Genomic DNA, 15,397 nt, shown 5'->3' on the forward strand with positions numbered 1-15,397 from the left:
AAGAAACACATCATGACATTACAGGCCCCCATCCACGCTTCCCGCCGCTCTCCGACTGTGATGATCGCCGGTGGCGCAGGTTTCATAGGCTCGCATCTCTGCGACGCGCTCTTGCAACGTGGAAACAACGTCATCTGCCTCGACAATCTGTTTACAGGGTCGATCGACAATGTCAGGCCGCTACTGAACCACCCAAATTTCCGTTTCATCGAGCATGACGTGCGCGACGTTATCCAAATCGACGACAACATCGATCGAATCTACAGCCTGGCCTGTCCTGCTTCGCCCAGGCATTACCAGAGAGATCCGGTCGGAACGATGAAGACATGCGTGCTCGGCACCATCAACATCCTCGAGCTTGCACGCCAAAAGGGCGCTCGCGTCCTTCAAGCGTCCACAAGCGAAGTCTACGGCGATCCCGAGGTCCATCCGCAGCCGGAATCCTATCTCGGCCACGTCAATCCGATCGGCCCGCGCGCCTGCTATGACGAGGGCAAACGCGCTGCTGAAACCCTGTTGTTCGACTACCATCGCATGCACCAGACGGAAATCAAGATTGCCCGCATCTTCAACACTTATGGCCCGCGCATGCTGGAGAACGACGGTCGCGTCGTCTCCAACTTCATCGTACAGGCTCTCCGCGGCGAACCGATCACGATCTATGGCGCCGGCACGCAGACGCGGAGTTTCTGTTTTGTCGACGATCTCGTGCGGGGGCTCCAGCTCCTGATGGAAAGCCCGTCCTCGGTGACCGGCCCCTGCAATCTCGGTAATCCGCACGAGGTCACCATCGAAGCCATCGCCCGTGAAGTCCTGAGGCACACGGCCTCTATCTCGCCGCTGCGTTTCCAGGCCCTTCCGAAGGATGATCCGAAGCGCCGCAAGCCAGTCATCGATACCGCCGCACAAGTACTCGGATGGCGGCCGCGTGTGGCGCTGGAGGACGGTCTTCGGGCGACGGTTGCTTATTTCGCCTTACGCATAGCCCGCGATACACCCGCACTGGTGCCCGCGGTCGCGCCGCGCCGGGCTGGACGACGCGCCAGCCAGTTGAGAATTGCCGATCCCGGGCAATGAGGTCCTTGCTGTTCTTTCCCAAGGGAGCCACGCGAATAAATCCCGGCTTCGTCGTGCGTCGTGATTGCGTCTAGCGATCGAAGGCTGCCATGAATGCGACGAATGCCCCCGATTCCAGCGACAAACCAAGGGGTTTCTCCCGCGCCCTCGGTCTCGGACTCATAACCGGCGCGGCGGACGACGACTGCTCGGCCATTGGGACCTACGCGAGCTCAGGCGCGCAATTTGGCTATGGCTTCCTCTGGATGGCGCCCGTGACGTTCCCGATGATGTTCGCCGTCGTCTATCTGTCGGCCAAGCTCGGACGCGTCGCCGGCAAGGGACTGTTTGCCGTTCTCCGTGAACATTTCACGCCATGGCTGATGTGGCCGGCGCTGATCGGCGTTCTAATCGGGAACGTCATCGAGGCCGGGGCGAACATCGGCGCGATGGCTGCAACGATCAACCTGTTCGTGGCCATCCCGCAGGGCATCGTGGTCCCGGCGATTGCGGGCGTCATCCTCGCGCTACAGATCTGGGGCTCGTATGCGCTCATCCGCAACGTCTTCCGCTGGCTGGCTCTGTCGCTGTTTGCCTACGTCGGATCGGCGGCCCTTGCGTCGCCGGATCCATGGGCCGTGCTGCGGGGTACGTTCGCTCCGCGGATCCAGTTTTCCAAGGAATTCCTGTCGATCCTGGTTGCGGTGATCGGCACGACGCTATCGGCTTATCTCTACACCTGGCAGTCAAATGTCGAAGTCGAGGAGCTGATTGCCGCTGGTCGCACGAGCGCGCAGGCGCGGCGCGCCGGCATGGGCACGGAGCTTGCACAATCGCGCCGCGACATCCTGGTCGGCATGGCGTTCTCGAATGTCATCATGTACTTCATTATTCTTTCGACCGGGGCGACGCTGCACAAGGCAGGGCAGAGTGACATCAGCACTGCGGCACAAGCCGCCGAAGTATTGAAACCGCTGGCCGGCAATGCCGCCTCCGCGCTCTTCAGCATCGGAATTATCGCGGTCGGGTTCCTCGCGGTCCCGGTCATGACCACGGGCGCGGCCTATGACCTCTGCCAGACCCTCGGCTGGAAGAGCTCGCTCAACGTGCGCCCCAGGGAAGCCCACCAATTCTACCTCGCCATCGCCGGCTTCACGGCTGCGGCCGTCCTGCTCAACTTCCTTGGCTTCAATCCAATGAAGGCGCTGATTTATTCGGGCATCGTGCAGGGCTTCTCGACCCCGCCACTGTTGCTTCTAATCCTCCTGATGACGAGCGATCGCCGACTGATGGGCAGCGAAGTCAACAGCGCCGGAATGAAGGCGCTTGGCTGGTTGACCGTCTCGGCCATATTCGCGGCAACGTTGGGTTTGGTCGCGAGCTGGATCATCGGTTGACTGCTTTCGCCAGGCACCCGCGCACAGGAGGAACAAGGCGCGCTCCGCCTTGTACCGCGCTCCCGCGCGGGTGCATTCTGAGCCGGACAATACGGCCTCGCCGCCGACCGCGTACACGGACCACTTCCATCTGTCGCGCCCACGACGCTTCAGCCAAAAGTCGAAATAAGCGAATCGATCATTGTCGTTCTGACAGGTCATGCCACGGAATGCTCCGAGAAACTGTGTTGAAGCTGATCGAGAACGCGATGTTCGCGCTCGATGCGGCTCAGATGGAGTTCGCGCTCCTCGTCAGTTTTTTGCGCGAGCCAGCAGCCGATGGTAGTGATGGATGACCTTCTCGCGGCCGCGGATCAAAAGGGATCGGACCCCTGTCATGAGGCGGGCCCCATGTTCGACGGCCTGGTTGATCCTCTCGGCACGGACAATGTGACGGAAAATGTCCGGGACCTCAGTGCCTCGAGGGCGGTCTGCTCCTCGGCAAGACGCCGTTCGACGAATTGACGCTCGATGTCCGACAGCATCGTCCGCTCGAGCCGTCGATTGCGGTTAATATTGTTGCGATGCGCACGGATGCGGGCAAGTTTCTCATCAAGCATCTTCGTCACTCCTGACGGACTTCCGTGTCCTTTTCGGTTTTGAACGTCAACGAACAGCAGGATCAAACCTGCGTTTGGGAATTACCGATCGTCGTCCGAGCCGCCGCTCAACCCGCACGCCGCCAGCCGTGCGGGTCGCCGGAGCGTGCGCACGCCTTGCCTTCCATTCGGCGATCTGTTGGAGCAGTCCGCGTTCGATATCCCCCTCGGAGGGCTCAGCGATTCGATCAATGACCTCCATGGCTCGTCTCCTAGGCTGCAGCGCGCTCGACGGAACGGAGGCGCATCGGCTTGCCGCCGGGAGGATCCCGAGGACCGTCATCCAGCGCGCACAACGCCTTCAGGATCTCGTCGATGGTCACCGGCGCCTTCAGTCCGCTTGGCGCCCGCAGCGAGGGGCATGACGCCATCGCTGAAGCATCTGATGCCCATGAAGCCAGGATGGTGCGCTTTTCAGAACGGCTCAGAGTCCGATTGGAAACGACATCCCGGGGATGTTCGAAGGTCGCACCGGGATGAAGAAGAGTATTGAGATCGACAACACTGTCGTTGAGAGCGGTCGTCGGCCGCATGGCTGTCTTCGTTTCTAAGACGAGTTGAAGGATTGCCGCGCGGGGAATGTCCCGCGCGGTCCGGTCGTTGAATCTGCTGAGTGACCTTAGGCGGCCTTGGACTCGATCTCCGTCACGTTACTGGGGACAGCACCATTGATCGCGATGCGACGCGGCTTCATCGCCTCGGGGATCTCCCGCTGCCGGTCGATGACGAGCAGGCCGTTCTCGAACCTGGCACCACTTCGACATGATCGGCGAGCGTGAATTGTCGATTGAAGTTGCGCGCCGAGATGCCGCGATGCAGGAAGGTCTTGCCTTCCTTCTCGCTCTTGTGGCCTTCAAGCGAGAGAACGTTCTGCTCGACCGTCAGCGCGACCTCATCCCGCGTGAAGCCGGCGAGCGCCACCGAAATCTGGAAGCGGTTCTCGTCGAGACGTTCGATGTTGTAGGGGGGATAGGTTTCCTCGCCCACCGCTGCGCGGCTTCGGCGAGGTCGAATAGACGATCGAACCCGATGGCCGACCGGAACAGGGGCGAAAAATCAACAGTGCGCATAAGCGAAAGAATGTTGAAGCCCGGAAACAATTTCAAGAGGTTGGCGCAAGCAGATCGAGGTTAGTGCTGCGACTCTTGCCAAAGGGAATGTCCCCTGGATCTTGCGGCCCAGCAATGGGTCCGGCTTGATTTGGCGGAAAATCAGACGGCCCCAGCCTTGGGCAAAGCAGAGCCGTGCTATTACTTGGGCTTTCTAGCCGCAGGGTTGGGACAGGTGAGAAGCCAAGTCCAAACGGGGAAACGGCGGCATGGTTCCAGAAATCTGATGTCCCAAGTTAATCGTGGGGTCGTTACATTTGGTAGGGCGTGAGCCTGTTGCGAAGCACAGGCTGCCGATTGGGTGCGCTGTCCGATTCGGCGTGCTCGCGGCCCCAGCGCTCCGCTCCTCTCCAGCCCCGGAAGCGCTTGGGGCCGTGCTTGCGCGTTTCGGCCCTCGGCGGCGCCTTCGCGTTATCGATCATGCGCTGTCGTCACTTCGAGCGACATCAGCCGACCGAACACACCGGCTCATGTTAACTTAAGCTAATTGGATGCGCGCTGCGCCAAAAAAGCTCAAGTTATGAATTCACTTGCTAATCTGCTCTATGTCAGGCACTGGAACGATCTTATTACACGACGTTGTCTTGCATCACCGGCAGATATCATCGGGCGCTGGTGTCGAGAGTAGATCTGCTCCCGCCTGTGTAAGGTCGGAGTGGTGCGCCATTCGGGCCTCCAAGGAGCTTCCGAATGGCCCTCAATCTTGCTTCGGCATTGATCACGAAACTAACGGTTTCGAATTATCTCGAAGGCGACGACATCCGGGCGATTCAGAACCTTCAGATTCGCGAGCGTCGGCTTGATGCCCGCGAATTCATCGTTCGCGACGGAGATCGGCCAAATGAATGCTGTTTACTGGCCGACGGATTTGCGTTCCGTTCGAAGATAACTGCGGATGGGCTGCGGCAGGTGCTGTCGATCCACATACCCGGCGAAATACCCGACCTTCAAAGTCTCCATCTCAAAGTCATGGACCACGACCTCATTACTTTCTCGCCCTGCACGCTGGGCTTTATCGCTCATGATGATCTAAGGGAGGTCATCCGGCGGCGCCCCCACCTGGCTGCTGCGTTGTGGCGCGAAACGTTGATTGATGCGGCGATCTTCAGGGAATGGATCGTCAATGTCGGGCGGCGTGAGGCGATCCCTCGAATGGCCCATCTTCTGATTGAACTCCATGAGCGGCTCAAGGCCATCGGGCACACGCGGGACGGAGAATTTGCTCTGCCACTCACCCAGGTCGATCTGAGCGATTGCTTGGGGCTCTCGACGGTGCACACGAACCGGGTTCTTCAATATCTTCGAAAAGAGGGATTGGTCGCGGCAAGCCGATCCGAATTTCGGATCCTTGAGCCGCAGCAGATTGAAGATCTCGCAGGATTCGATGCGACCTATCTTCACCTCAGTCCCACAGTCTAACTGAACTTCTGCGCGCGCACGTCGATCCGATAGAGTGGATTGCCATCACGCGTGACGACAAGGGACCAACTGCCGCCGCCCGAGTGTAAATTGGTTTCAACGTCTTTCACCGTTCTAACGGCCTCACGCCAGGCCGCCTCATCGTCCGGCAGCTCTTGCGTCTCGTAGGAGAGTTCGCCGTTTGAGACTTTGAAGGAATACTGTGTCATCGACACAGAACGAGCGGATTCTGCCTCCGGTTCCTCGACGTCAGCCGCCTTTGCCAGCCGCGCTCAACTGGCGGCGGAGCCTATCGGCATGCTGCTTGAGTTCTACGGCAAGTCGGCGATTGTAGATGCGCACCTCTTCGTCCGCCGAGAGATTGCCTAGCAGCTCGCTCTCTGCCGCTTTCGACTCCGCATCTTCAATTTGTTGCCTGAGGTTGGTCATCCCAACGGCCTTTCAGTCCTTCGGAGTGAGGGATCACCGGACGCCAGCGGTCTAAATCCACAGCTGCTATCTCTCATTGGCGTCAAACATTGGGTCCCAGTACGCGTACGACGTTGACGTCGCCGCAAGGTACCGTGGCACACACTCTGCGATCCATGCTTAACATTTGGTAGGAAGTGCGAGTGGTTTGGCCGATCAAAGCAGCCAGACGCTCATCTCCCACCGATCGGTGGACGTTGTGCCGATCGTCGCGGTGCGTTCATCAGGAACAAACATCCTGATTCGCGCCTTCTAAGTTTTTGGAGGAACTATGGCAGAAACTGCAAAAGCATCGTGGAAACGTCCCGGCTCACCGATCGGCAAGAAGGGACCGCGCAAAGCGAACCCGAAGTACAAGCGCCGCTTGCGTGAGCCCTGGAGCGAGCAGGAAGTTAAGCAGCTCCGGGCGTTCGCAAAGGCAAACACCCCAACCGGTGTCATCAGCCTCAACCGCTGCCGTCACGCAGCTGCTCGCGCAGTCGAACACCAGCTCGATCGGCTAAGTCAGCGATGCCCGCACACTCCTTGGCTGCCCTCGGGGTGTGCGGGTACTCATTTCAATCGAGAACTCTCATGGACACAAGCACCCCTGGTAACGAGAGCGCTGGATCTGGCAAAGCCACACGATGCGCAGTTTGTGATCGCAAGTTTGGACTCGTCCGGCACTACTCGTGGCGAACCCCTCTCTGCTCCAAGAAGTGCGTCAATCGCTTCAGAGCTCGTCGGGCGAGTGATGGCAATTGGCTATCCTGGCTTCTCGCTTTAGACCAGGCGCCAGAGAACCGAGCGAGGGCTTGATGACTTCCCAGATTTCACAACGAGGCAGGGAATACTTACAAATAGCACAGAGCTTGCTCCGCGCTGTCCAAACCATGACCGACCGAGCGATTGCCGCCCAGCTCAAGGCTCTCGCCGACGACTACGAGCGACGAGCCGAGAAAGCCTCGCATGCTGGTGCGGCCAGAGCAATTACGCGATCGGCCACCAGTGCTGAACGCGAGTGGCGTACATGACCAGACGGGCAGGTTCACAGCCTCCCTGCGGAAGAAATATTGGGACCGAGGCTTCAAGTCGCGATAGTTTTCACAACCCAAGACCACTCGGGTGAGTACTTGGCCGGTCGAGCGCTTGGGTATCCGATTCTATTGCGCCCCTGGTCTAGAGGCGAGGCAGAAAAGCCAGCGGAGTCGCGCTGCAACGGCGGCGGGAAGAGCATGAAATACGCCGCGCTTATCCAGGTTGATCGCTGCTTGTAGAAAGCAGCTCCGTTCCATGCCCTATGCCTACCTCAAACGTCCTAGTGCGAGGAAACACTACGTCGCCGTCATTGGCGGGCCGGCGTGGAGCATGACGAACTCTCCGAGGCATGAACTGACGAGCCAGACCTATAGACATCGGCCTGGCGAGCGGTTCCGAGCGGGAAACACGCCCGCGCTCGTTATCCGAGCCTTGCATTCGCTGACATACCGCCACGGAGCTGCGATGTGATCGTCCGCCCTCTGAAATGAGCGGCTCGATTCAGCAGGAAGATGCTTTTTCTCGTGGCGTTACACTTCCGCGATGTTCCCATTCGCGAATAGTCGGATGCTGGCCGGTGACCGCCCCTATGAGAGCTCTCGCCGTGCTTTGAAAGGAGAGTGCCTAAAAGCCAACAGCACCAGGCTCCGGAGGCTCGCAATCATGACTGCGTTAACGCCCGCTCCACGCTTACAGCTCAAGTAGCACATGCGCGGCGCATCGGCGATCGCGTCCAGCGCGCCGCACGCGGCAGGAAACATCCCGACCTAGCTGACGGTTGCTTCTCGAGTGCGTATGCTCACGGTCGGGGTGCATCGCTCATGCGTCTACCGAGCCCGCAATATCGATGAACGCGTCTTCAACAGGATCGAGCAAAGGCCAAGGCCGACAACAAGCCGTTCTTCCTGTGGCTCAATCCAACCCGCATGCACATCGTCACGCACTTGTCGCCAAGATATCAGGCGATGCGCAATTCCAAGAACGGCTGGACGATTCATGAAGCCGGCATGGCGCAGCTCGACGACGATGTCGGCATCGTCATGCAAAAGCTCAAGGACATGGGCGTGGATGACAACACCATTGTAATCTTCACTACCGACAACGGCACAGAGGTCTTCACCTGGCCGGATGGCGGACAGACGCCTTTCGCGCAGAGCAAAGGCACGGTCATGGAAGGCGGTTTCCGTGCGCCGGCGATGATCCGCTGGCCTGGCAAGGTGCCGGCTGGCAAGGTCGAGAACGGTATCATCTCCGGGCTGGACTGGTTCCCGACCTTGCTAGCCGCAGCCGGCAACCCGAACATTGTCGAGGAGCTGAAGAAGGGCAAACACATTGGGGACCGCACCTACAAGTGCCATCTGGACGGTTACAATCAGATGGACATGATCACCGGCAAAGGGCCCTCGAACCGGCACGAAATCTGGTACTTCGGCGAGAGCGAGCTGGGAGCCGTGCGCATCGACGACTTCAAGTATCGCTTCATCGACCAGCCCGGGGGATGGCTAGGCGAGCATCGACGACTTCAAGTATCGCTTCATCGACCAGCCCGGGGGATGGCTAGGCGAGAAGACCAAGGTTGACGTTCCCTACCTGATCAACCTTCGCCTCGATCCGTTCGAGCGGACGGGTTGGCCCGATAGCGGGACCAAATTTGGCGCGCAGCAATACTTCGACTGGTTCAAATACGAATTCTGGCGCTTCGTGTTCGTCCAGCAGGAGGTCGAGAAACTGGCCATGACCGCGATCGAGTTTCCGCCGATGCAGAAGGGCGCAAGCTTCAACCTCGATGCTGTGAAGGCCAAGATCGAGGCCGCCAGGACGGCGATGGCGAAATAGAAATTTATATCGTCAAGGCGGGGCGGCCGCCTCTCGGCCGCCCCACGCTGCACCAAAAATGTCTCCTTCTGGCCCGTGGCTGACCTCCGCTCTTGGCCTCGCACCGTCCGCTTCCGAGGGCGGAGCGGAAAGCCATCGTGGAGACGCCGAGAGCGGCCTTTGACCCAAATGTATGGTCCGGCCGTGCGGTGCAAGAAGATTTCGACGATGCGGTAGATACGGTCTTGCATCAATGTATCCGGCCTCTGCTTGGAGCGGAGTGCTCCGGGCCATCATGGATATCAGCGCGCACGTGATCTGGTTAGCGGACAGGCCTTGACCGGGCCATTTGGGTCACCAGGGTTCGCATGCGTCGGGAAGACCGATTCTCCATCGTCGTGTCATCCTCTCGCAGACCTCGGCAGGTAAGGGTGTTGTTACGTCATCGATAGCTCCTCACTTCGCGCTGTTCCTTTGTTCGTGCCTGGCGGTCGTTCCTTCGTCCCGGCCTGCGCGCGCAGACGCGCCGCGCGCAAGGCGCCGTCAAGGCCGGCCGTCGTGCTGTCCTGACGGCTTGCTCTCCTGCGGCCAGGCTGCGCCTTGACGGCGCCGCGCACGGCGCGAGGATCAAGCAGATCCAGACGCCGTCTCCTCCGTCTTGACGCACGTGAAGGCGCGTCCCTTATTGAGGACCGCCCAGGCGATCCGGGCGAGCTTGTTAGCGAGCGCAATCGCCAGCACGTTGTGATGCAGTCGTTTCTTGGCGCCTTCGATCCAGGAGTTGAGGCCATAGCGCTCCCAACACCTGACCTTGACCAGCACAACCCACGCGGCTTGCACGAACAGCGCGCGCAGGTAGCGATTGCCGCGCCTTGAGATACTGCCGAGGATCGTGCGGTCGCCGGTCGATATCTGCTTCGGCACCAGTCCTAGCCAGGCGCCGAAGTCGCGGCCTTTCGAGAACACGTCTCCCGTGCCGATCGCGGCCACCATTGCGCTCGAGATGATCGGGCCAATGCCAGGCACCGTCATCAGTCGCTGGCAGGCCTGATCTTGACGGGCCAGTGTTTCGATCTCGTTCGATAGCCCCTCGATACGCTCATCCAGCCGGCGCCAGTCTTCCGCCAGACCCTCGATGATGCGCAACATGCGAGGCGAGAGCACATCGGCGCGTGTCGCCAAGATACCCAGCAACTCGAACCGCAGGGCATGCAGGCCCTGCCGCACGGCGATGCCCCGCTCCAGCAGGAACGCACGGATCTGATTGATGGCGCCGGTACGCTGACCGACCAATCGATCGCGGACGCGGTGCAGCGCCTGAAGGTCGAGCTGATCGGCGGTCTTGGTTGCGACGAACTTCATGGTCGGGCGTTGCACCGCCTCGGCGATGGCTTCCGCATCTCGGAAGTCATTCTTCTGTCCCTTCGAATACGGGCGCACGTATTTCGCCGGCATCAGGCGGGCGTCGTGGCCAAGCATGTGGAGTTTGCGGCTGAGATGATGGGCGCCAACGCAGGCCTCCATACCGATCACGCACGGCGGCAGGTTGGCGAGCCGCGTTTCCAGCTGGCCGCGTGACCACTTCTGCCGCAGCACGATGGCACCGCGGTGATCATGACCCACGATGTGGAACGAGTTCTTGCCGATATCGATGCCGATCACGGCGATCGCTGCGTTGAGTTTCCGAGACATGGCGTGCTCCTTGTCTTGAGCGCCCCTTGCCAGCTTCTCGTGCTGGCAGGGCCGGAGCACGGCCGGACCATCCCATTAGCAGACTCCCTCTGTCATGGAAAATTGAGCATTCATCGTGATCTCGGTTGACGGACTACGTTTGCGCTCGGACGAGAGACGGCGTGTTACACCGGCAACGATTTTCGAGTAGCAATCTTCCACGTTTCTAGTATTGGCTCATCGGCCGACATCGCCTTGCGAAGTAAAATCCGACCTGGACGTAGGCACAGACGTCGGCGACGACGTTGGCAAGATGTCGTCTTTCGCTGACACATTTCATAGGTCGTGGAGGGTTGAAATGGCGGGACAGTGGATCGACATCAAAGCCGCCGATGGCGGTACATTCAAGGGCTATCTCGCTATTCCCGCGTCTGGGTCAGGTCCCGCCATCCTGTTGTTGCACGATATCTTTGGCGTCGCCCCCTCCATGCGCATCGCTGACTACTATGCCGAGGAAGGCTATGTCGTGCTCGTGCCGGACCTATTTTGGCGCATGGACCCGCGCGTTGATCTCGGCTGCGCCGAGGCCGATTTTAGCAAGGCGATGCAGTATTCCCTGCGCTTCGACGCCGATCTTTCAGTCAAGGATTGCACTGATGCATTACAGTCGCTGCGGGCGCGGCCGGAAACGATTGGCAAGGTTGGCGCACTCGGTTTCGGCCTCGGCGGTAAAATCGCTTATCTCGTTACTGTGCACACCGACGTCGATTGTGCCGTGTCCTATTATGGCATTGGCATCGAGGCCTATCTCAGCGAGGCCTCGAAGATCAAGCGGCCCATAGTCTTTCACTACGCCGAACTCGATCCTCTTGCCCCCGCGGAGGCGCGGACGCAAACTAGATCGGCCTTTGCAAATCGTCCGGATGTCGAGTTCTATTTTTACCCGGGCTGCAATCATGCTTTCGCAGCGCCGGAGCGCGCGAGTTTCAACAGACCGGCGAGTTTGATGGCGCACTCGCGTTCGATCGCGCTGTTCCGTAAAGCCCTCGGCCCTCATTACGATCTCTCGTCACTGTGGGACAAGCACACCGAGCTGGAATTTGCCACACGCTCGGCCGAAGCGACTATGGGCACGATGGTGGCCGAACCCTACGTCAACCATATCCCAATCATGACTGGCGGCGTTGGCCACAGTGACCTTCTGCGCTTCTACAAAAACCATTTTATCCCGAAGACGCCGAAGGACACTAAACTGATCCCGATCTCGCGCACCATTGGCTCCGACCGGGTGGTCGATGAGATGTTGTTCTGCTTCACTCATGACACCGAGATCGACTGGATGTTACCGGGCATATTTCCGACCGGCAGATACGTCGAGATCCCGCTAGTCGCGATCGTCTGCTTTCGCGGCGACAAGCTTTACAATGAGCATATCTATTGGGATCAGGCCTCGGTACTGGTCCAGATCGGGCTTCTAGATCCCAATAAATTGCCGGTGGCCGGTATTGAGACCGCGAAAAAACTTGTTGACGAGTCCTTGCCTTCCAACGCAAGGATGGCCCGTTGGGCTGAGAGCGCTCCCAAAATCTAGAGCAGCTTGCCAGAGTGGACCGAGCAAACACCATGCTGAACGCTCTGGTCGGCGGACTTGGTTCATTGAAGGCCTTCGGATTTTTGTTGTGCAGGTCTGACGAAGTACGGATGTCGGCGTCGAGCTTGGCCGATGTCGGCTTCTGGGCCGAATGCGAAGTTCGGGCGGCGCCCTCAGTTGTCGGCTTATCGAGGTAGACCGGAAGCAACCGGCCGATCTTCCAAACGGCGCTCATGACCCGGTGAAGACGTTTGCCAGCGGCCCGGAAGCATTGTTGCTGGTTGAACAACACTTCAGTTTCAGACTTAGCGGGTGCACGTCACCGATTTCTCATTCTGGAGCCGAACATGATTACGGCGGCAAAATGCGTTGAACTCGCAACTCATTTCAAAGGTCTTTCTCAAGTATCGGGCACGTCCATCGACGGCGCTTCCCTCATGAAGAACATCGCGCGGAACTTCACCGGGTTGGCAGGTCAATTGGATCGGCTGAACGCGCTTACGAGAGCCGAGCAGCAAAGCCCGCTGAGGTGATCGCTCACAACCGTAACTCCCCTAGGAACCTCCGCTTTGTGGTGGTATTGTCGTTACATCATCGGCCGAGGCTCTGCCGTAGGCGTCGATGGCTGAGAGACACTGCCGTGCTCCCGCCTGCAAAACAGGGAGCGCCGCCATGCCGGTCATCCGTCACTTTCATCAACTCTCACCAAAAGATGCCGCACACGTCGAAATGGTGCGGCAGACCATTCGAGAAGCCCTGGAGGTACTCAAGCTGCCTCAGCCCGATACCTTTCTCGGTCGTCAGACCTACGAGCCGTTTCCGAAAGAAGATCCCGAAAGTTAACATAGGCAATAGGAACGAGGCTTCTCCGCGTCCATGATCGCCGGATGATTGATCCCCTTCTCGCTCGCGCTCAGCTTGCCATTGAAGAGAGCAAAGCTCTTCAAAAGGAAAAGCTCGCCTTGCAAGCCGAACAACTGCATAGTCGCGGCGCCCTTCGTCTCACCGTGATGGAGAGCGCGATGTATCGCACCGAAAGCAAGGCGCATCGGGATAATCGTGAATAGATGGATCATTCGGCGAACGCAAAGCGTTACCGCAACCAAGCCGAAGAATGTCGTGCCAAGAGTGATCTGATGCGAGATTCGGAAACGAAGGCTCAATACAGCCGGATGGCAGATGCCTATGACAAGCTCGCGCAGGGGCAGGACGACATGGCTCAAAGCCTGAGAGCCAAATAGAACCCAGCGGCTACGTCAGCGGTTCTGGTCGGCTGCTGCCCATCTGCGAAGCGGGTCTGACGGAGTCCGCTCATTGCGGCGCAGCGGGCTCAACCTGAGTTATTCGAACTTTGACCCAAACCGTACCTGCACGCGGATGGCGCGTCGTCGCGTGCGCCATCCGCTCTACAATCGATCTCTTGCGAAAACCAGTGTTAAGCCTTTAGGTCCGTAATTCGCATAATCGCGACCACACTCCCATCGTTGAACGCCTGTTCTTTTGTCTCCTTGTTGCAGGTCCAGACAAAATTCTTCTTGCCCGTGAAGGTCTTTCCCTCCTGGTCAAGCCGAAGCTCCCCTTCGGTGATATGGCAGACCATAGCATTCATCATAGGGGGACCCATGGTCTTCGACCCCGGCTGCATAATGACATCGCGCATTGAGACGGTCTTAAAACCTGGGATTAGGGATGGTGTCTCGCCTTCATATTCACGCACCACGACGCCTGGCCAAGGCGTCGTATCCTTGTAGCTTGTGGCCTGTGCGGCGGCTGGCTTGATCATGGCAGCCGAAGCCACTGCCAATCCGATACCCAGTGCGGATCTTCGATCGACCCTGCTCATGGCTTTTCTCCCGACATTACTGAACCTGCGGCCGTAGATGCGACACGCAAAGTTCGTTGAGACTGGTGGTGCGAAACCGAAAAAGAACGGTCTCCAGAGAGCGTGCCTGCCGATAGCACTGCTCGTTTGCCCTGGCGGTGATTTTCGGCACGTCCCGCTTCAAGGGGCAGTAACATTCTACGCCACCTGACGCAGCCGGGAAATAGATGGCGTCGTTCGAAGATTACGCGGCCGGTTAGGAAAGTCCGGAATTGACCGTGGCCGCCACCTGGCGCCGAGCGCCGCGAGGTCTGCTTCCTAGCGGTGACCCGAAGAGGGTCATGCAAGGCAGCCGCGGCAGCCTTTGACCCTGAGCGGACCTCGCCATCAAATCAGTGGTGTCGTTCAAGGACAATCAATGGAAGTCCATCAGCAAGCAGCCATTTCGAAGCGAAATAGCAGTGCTCCCCAGGGAAGTCTTCAAGCGAGATCGGCTTATCGGCAAGTCGTGACTTCACTTCCGTCTTCCAAAATTCGAACCTTTCCGCGGGATCGATCCAACGGGCTGCATTCCAATGTCAGCGACTACGAAAGTCGCCCCTTCTTTAATTGCCTCCATTACTGCCGATGCGTTCAGCCCAGTGGAGATACGGTGCGCGTTTACGACCTGTTTTTGGTCCCACAACTCCTCAGGCGCACTCTGCGCGTTCTGCGGGATGTTGCTGAAAAGTTGTGAGTCAACATTCGCACCGCCGGCCGTAAGCTGCAGCGTGCCGCTCATGGAATTCAGCGCTTCGCTGCCTTGCCTGCGAACCTCCGTGCCTTCCAGTTCTAGAAGATCGAAGGCGACAAGCGATGCCTCGCGGTCCTAGTCGTGAGAGTGGAGAAGCGCGAAGTTCGGCATGCCTTTGCCGTCGTAAACGATGCCCTCACCGTAACAGGAAGGACGTAGCTTTGATCGCGGGGCGGCCTGCACAACGCGGCGGAAGCGCTCCCAATCCGCTCCGCGCCGAGTGTATACGCGCACGCGGCCATCGTGCTTTTGCGTCATGAGCCGGTAGCCGTCGTGCTTGATTGCGTACACCCAATCCGGCCCCACCGGAGCCGTCTTCGCTACGGTTGGAAGGCAGCGCTCAATGAAGCCGGAAGCGGGGCGTACTCTAAAACTAGAGCGCCATCGCATAGGCACTCAAATAGAGACAATTTTATCTTTTTCCAGTCGGAGCGCGCCCTGCGTTCCGCACGTTAGCAAAGTTGAAGTTGCCATCCGAGATAAGTGCATTCTATAGTAGTTTTCGTTTTTGGAACAAAGCCAGAGGTTAAGAGTTTTCATCGTTTTTTGTGGCCCTCGGAGGCAAGATGATTTCCGCTGCGCAATGCTTAGAGTTTGCACG

Annotated in this window: 15 protein-coding genes and 2 pseudogenes; 9 read left to right on the forward strand and 8 right to left on the reverse strand. The window is 58.8% G+C overall.

Annotated elements, in window-relative coordinates:
* Positions 1 to 12: 12 nt before the first annotated feature.
* Positions 13 to 1,077: a UDP-glucuronic acid decarboxylase family protein gene (locus tag FOM02_RS46130; RefSeq protein WP_265441328.1), complete on the forward strand. Its 1,065-nt coding sequence runs from the start codon at positions 13 to 15 to the stop codon at positions 1,075 to 1,077.
* An 89-nt stretch (positions 1,078 to 1,166) separates the two neighbouring features.
* Positions 1,167 to 2,453, forward strand: a complete 1,287-nt coding sequence (locus FOM02_RS46135) for an NRAMP family divalent metal transporter (RefSeq protein ID WP_265441329.1) — start codon at positions 1,167 to 1,169, stop codon at positions 2,451 to 2,453.
* 374 nt (positions 2,454 to 2,827) lie between these two features.
* On the opposite strand, the gene FOM02_RS46140 is transcribed toward FOM02_RS46135, so the two are convergent.
* From FOM02_RS46140 to FOM02_RS46155, 4 genes and pseudogenes are all read right to left on the reverse strand, one after another.
* Positions 2,828 to 3,052: a hypothetical protein gene (locus FOM02_RS46140; protein ID WP_265441330.1), complete on the reverse strand. Its 225-nt coding sequence runs from the start codon at positions 3,050 to 3,052 to the stop codon at positions 2,828 to 2,830.
* Positions 3,053 to 3,098: 46 nt separating this feature from the next.
* Positions 3,099 to 3,293, reverse strand: a complete 195-nt coding sequence (locus FOM02_RS46145; RefSeq protein WP_141263107.1) for a hypothetical protein — start codon at positions 3,291 to 3,293, stop codon at positions 3,099 to 3,101.
* Between the two features lie 10 nt (positions 3,294 to 3,303).
* Entirely contained in the window at positions 3,304 to 3,624 is a 321-nt protein-coding gene (locus tag FOM02_RS46150) for a hypothetical protein (protein ID WP_027561351.1), read from the reverse strand.
* An 86-nt stretch (positions 3,625 to 3,710) separates the two neighbouring features.
* Positions 3,711 to 4,161: pseudogene (locus FOM02_RS46155) on the reverse strand (Hsp20 family protein).
* A gap of 729 nt (positions 4,162 to 4,890) precedes the next feature.
* Between FOM02_RS46155 and FOM02_RS46160 the strand changes: the two are divergent.
* Positions 4,891 to 5,619 (forward strand): Crp/Fnr family transcriptional regulator, encoded by a 729-nt coding sequence (locus FOM02_RS46160; RefSeq protein WP_027561352.1) that lies wholly within the window; start codon positions 4,891 to 4,893, stop codon positions 5,617 to 5,619.
* On the opposite strand, the gene FOM02_RS46165 is transcribed toward FOM02_RS46160, so the two are convergent.
* The gene (locus tag FOM02_RS46165; RefSeq protein ID WP_265441331.1) at positions 5,616 to 5,828 is read right to left on the reverse strand and encodes a DUF6894 family protein; all 213 of its coding nucleotides are present in this window, start codon (positions 5,826 to 5,828) and stop codon (positions 5,616 to 5,618) included. The two genes, FOM02_RS46160 and FOM02_RS46165, sit on opposite strands and share 4 nt — an antisense overlap.
* A 40-nt stretch (positions 5,829 to 5,868) precedes the next feature.
* Positions 5,869 to 6,048: a hypothetical protein gene (locus FOM02_RS46170; RefSeq protein WP_265441332.1), complete on the reverse strand. Its 180-nt coding sequence runs from the start codon at positions 6,046 to 6,048 to the stop codon at positions 5,869 to 5,871.
* 1,931 nt (positions 6,049 to 7,979) lie between these two features.
* Between FOM02_RS46170 and FOM02_RS46175 the strand changes: the two are divergent.
* Positions 7,980 to 8,940 (forward strand): annotated as a pseudogene (locus tag FOM02_RS46175) (sulfatase-like hydrolase/transferase); the annotation flags it as partial.
* Between the two features lie 606 nt (positions 8,941 to 9,546).
* On the opposite strand, the gene FOM02_RS46180 reads toward FOM02_RS46175, so the two are convergent.
* Positions 9,547 to 10,611 (reverse strand): IS110 family transposase, encoded by a 1,065-nt coding sequence (locus FOM02_RS46180; RefSeq protein ID WP_231164142.1) that lies wholly within the window; start codon positions 10,609 to 10,611, stop codon positions 9,547 to 9,549.
* Between the two features lie 337 nt (positions 10,612 to 10,948).
* On the opposite strand from FOM02_RS46180, the gene FOM02_RS46185 reads away from it, so the two are divergent.
* The 5 genes from FOM02_RS46185 to FOM02_RS46205 all read left to right on the forward strand — a co-directional run bounded on the left by FOM02_RS46185 (position 10,949) and on the right by FOM02_RS46205 (position 13,422).
* Complete coding sequence (locus FOM02_RS46185; RefSeq protein ID WP_027565159.1) at positions 10,949 to 12,181, forward strand: dienelactone hydrolase family protein; 1,233 nt, start codon at positions 10,949 to 10,951, stop codon at positions 12,179 to 12,181.
* Positions 12,182 to 12,528: 347 nt separating this feature from the next.
* Positions 12,529 to 12,714, forward strand: coding sequence for a hypothetical protein (locus tag FOM02_RS46190; protein ID WP_035730736.1), 186 nt, complete (start codon positions 12,529 to 12,531; stop codon positions 12,712 to 12,714).
* 139 nt (positions 12,715 to 12,853) lie between these two features.
* Entirely contained in the window at positions 12,854 to 13,024 is a 171-nt protein-coding gene (locus FOM02_RS46195) for a hypothetical protein (protein WP_167336553.1), read from the forward strand.
* A gap of 44 nt (positions 13,025 to 13,068) precedes the next feature.
* Entirely contained in the window at positions 13,069 to 13,248 is a 180-nt protein-coding gene (locus tag FOM02_RS46200; protein WP_084335169.1) for a hypothetical protein, read from the forward strand.
* Complete coding sequence (locus FOM02_RS46205; RefSeq protein ID WP_156950911.1) at positions 13,249 to 13,422, forward strand: hypothetical protein; 174 nt, start codon at positions 13,249 to 13,251, stop codon at positions 13,420 to 13,422.
* A 194-nt stretch (positions 13,423 to 13,616) separates the two neighbouring features.
* On the opposite strand, the gene FOM02_RS46210 is transcribed toward FOM02_RS46205, so the two are convergent.
* A complete protein-coding gene (locus FOM02_RS46210) occupies positions 13,617 to 14,024 on the reverse strand; it encodes a hypothetical protein (RefSeq protein WP_027565162.1) in 408 nt (135 codons plus the stop codon).
* Between the last annotated feature and the right edge of the window lie 1,373 nt (positions 14,025 to 15,397).

The organism is Bradyrhizobium sp. SEMIA, from assembly GCF_014844175.1.
GTDB lineage: Bacteria > Pseudomonadota > Alphaproteobacteria > Rhizobiales > Xanthobacteraceae > Bradyrhizobium > Bradyrhizobium arachidis.

Bases quoted from the DNA above. Each gene is read 5' to 3' on its own strand.
- FOM02_RS46130 (WP_265441328.1), top strand. From the start codon at position 13: ATGACATTACAGGCCCCCATCCACGCTTCCCGCCGCTCTCCGACTGTG.
- FOM02_RS46135 (WP_265441329.1), top strand. From the start codon at position 1,167: ATGAATGCGACGAATGCCCCCGATTCCAGCGACAAACCAAGGGGTTTC.
- FOM02_RS46140 (WP_265441330.1), bottom strand. From the start codon at position 3,052: ATGCTTGATGAGAAACTTGCCCGCATCCGTGCGCATCGCAACAATATT.
- FOM02_RS46145 (WP_141263107.1), bottom strand. From the start codon at position 3,293: ATGGAGGTCATTGATCGAATCGCTGAGCCCTCCGAGGGGGATATCGAA.
- FOM02_RS46150 (WP_027561351.1), bottom strand. From the start codon at position 3,624: ATGCGGCCGACGACCGCTCTCAACGACAGTGTTGTCGATCTCAATACT.
- FOM02_RS46160 (WP_027561352.1), top strand. From the start codon at position 4,891: ATGGCCCTCAATCTTGCTTCGGCATTGATCACGAAACTAACGGTTTCG.
- FOM02_RS46165 (WP_265441331.1), bottom strand. From the start codon at position 5,828: ATGACACAGTATTCCTTCAAAGTCTCAAACGGCGAACTCTCCTACGAG.
- FOM02_RS46170 (WP_265441332.1), bottom strand. From the start codon at position 6,048: ATGACCAACCTCAGGCAACAAATTGAAGATGCGGAGTCGAAAGCGGCA.
- FOM02_RS46180 (WP_231164142.1), bottom strand. From the start codon at position 10,611: ATGTCTCGGAAACTCAACGCAGCGATCGCCGTGATCGGCATCGATATC.
- FOM02_RS46185 (WP_027565159.1), top strand. From the start codon at position 10,949: ATGGCGGGACAGTGGATCGACATCAAAGCCGCCGATGGCGGTACATTC.
- FOM02_RS46190 (WP_035730736.1), top strand. From the start codon at position 12,529: ATGATTACGGCGGCAAAATGCGTTGAACTCGCAACTCATTTCAAAGGT.
- FOM02_RS46195 (WP_167336553.1), top strand. From the start codon at position 12,854: ATGCCGGTCATCCGTCACTTTCATCAACTCTCACCAAAAGATGCCGCA.
- FOM02_RS46200 (WP_084335169.1), top strand. From the start codon at position 13,069: ATGATTGATCCCCTTCTCGCTCGCGCTCAGCTTGCCATTGAAGAGAGC.
- FOM02_RS46205 (WP_156950911.1), top strand. From the start codon at position 13,249: ATGGATCATTCGGCGAACGCAAAGCGTTACCGCAACCAAGCCGAAGAA.
- FOM02_RS46210 (WP_027565162.1), bottom strand. From the start codon at position 14,024: ATGAGCAGGGTCGATCGAAGATCCGCACTGGGTATCGGATTGGCAGTG.